Origin of the sequence: Frankia sp. R82, from assembly GCF_023716925.1 — a bacterium.
Classification (GTDB): domain Bacteria; phylum Actinomycetota; class Actinomycetes; order Frankiales; family Frankiaceae; genus Frankia.
Window position 1 is genome coordinate 1 of the sequence record NZ_JAMQQG010000146.1, and the last position, 1693, is coordinate 1693.

Sequence of the window (1693 nt, forward strand, 5' to 3'; positions counted from 1 at the left end):
GGGACGCCCCCAGCAGCTCGGCGACCTCCACGTACTGCGCCCGGGTGAGGCTGAGCGCGGCGGCCAGGGTGACCCGGCTGTTCGCGGTGTACGTCGGACTGCACCTGTGCCTGCCGCATGCGCACTTCGTCGACAACGCCGCCGCGTCCGGGCAGGCTGCCGACGACGGCGGACCGCGGCTCGTCGGCGGTGTGCCCGGTGGCGGGTCCATCGGCGGCGGCGCGGCGGCCGAGGACGTGGTGCTGGTCGTCGAGATCGCAGATCTCGACCTGGTGCCGCGGCCGTGGCTGCGGGCGGACGTCGAGCTGCGCCGCCTGCATTCCGACGGCGCCACCACGACGATCGGGGACGTGCTGGCCCGGGTCGACGATGTGGTCGTCGGGCTGCGCGAGGGCGACGGGCAGCCGGTCGGGCCGGCCCGGGGCGGACGTCCGACCAGCTGGTTGGGCCGGCGCAACCGGTACGGCGACCGGGCGATGCTGTCCGAGTTCCACATGGCGCACTTCTGCCGCGGCGACCAGGCCGTCGCGCTCGGCCCCGAGTTCGCCGGCTACACCGGACGCAAGGCGACCCGGCTGCCGTCCGGCGGTCTGCTGCTCGTCGACCGGGTCCTCGACCTGCACGGCACCCGCGGGGATCCGGCGACGCTCGCCGGCGGGGCGTGGCACATCACCGAGTACGACGCGCCCGCCGACAGCTGGTACTTCGCCGACACGGCCAACGCGTCCATGCCGAACTGCGTCTACATGGAGACGTCGCTGCAGGCCGCGCTGATGGTCGGCTACTACCTGGGCGCCACCCTCGGCGATCCGGACGCGGTGGTGAGCCTGCGCAACCTCGGCGGCACCGCGACGGTGCTGCGCGAGATCGACCTGCGCGACGTGACGATCCGCCAGCACTCCCGGCTGCTGTCCACCACCGACATGCCCGGCTCGTCGCTGCAGAACTTCGGCTACACCCTGTTCGCCGACGGCGAGCCGTTCTACGAGGGCGAGACGCTGTTCGGCTACTTCAGCGACGCCGCGCTGGCCAACCAGACCGGCCTGGACGCCGGCGCGTTCGTTCCGACCTGGCTGGACGCCACGTCACCACGTCCGGCGACCCGGACCCTGGACGTCGCCGCCCGCCGCGCCGACCCGGCCGCGCGCCTGGTCGCCCGCGACCATCTGGCCCTGCTCGACAGCGTCGACGTCGTTGACGGCGGCGGTCGCTACGGCGAGGGCTACCTGCACGCGGTGCGCCCGATCGATCCGGACGACTGGTTCTTCGCCCGCCACTTCACCCTTGACCCGGTCATCCCCGGTTCGCTCGGCGTCGAGTCGGTCATCCAGGCGCTGCAGGAATGGCTGCTCGCCTCGCCGCACGCCGCCGACCTGCTGGCCGGGCCGGGCGAGGCGGGGTTCATCCTGCCGGTCGGCGCGCCGTTCGCCTGGAAGTACCGCGGCCAGTTCCTGCCCACCGACGGCGAGACCCGTCTCGAGGCGCACATCAAGGCGGTGCGCCGCGGCCCGGGACGGGTGCGGGTCACCGCCGACGCCAGCGTCTGGAAGCCCGGCCTGCGGATCTACGAGATGACCGACATCGCCGTCGAGCTGCGCGTGGACGGAGCCCCGTCATGGTGACCGTGACGCCCCCCCAGCCCACCCCTGCCCTCGGCACACCCGGTGTGCCAGCCCCGGCGACCGCGGTCGCC

Annotated in this window: 1 protein-coding gene; it reads left to right on the forward strand. The window is 73.8% G+C overall.

Annotated elements, in window-relative coordinates; all coding sequences use genetic code 11:
* On the forward strand, window positions 1-1622 hold a 1622-nt coding region (locus ND747_RS16240), incomplete at its 5' end, for a beta-ketoacyl synthase (protein ID WP_251734453.1).
* Between the last annotated feature and the right edge of the window lie 71 nt (window positions 1623-1693).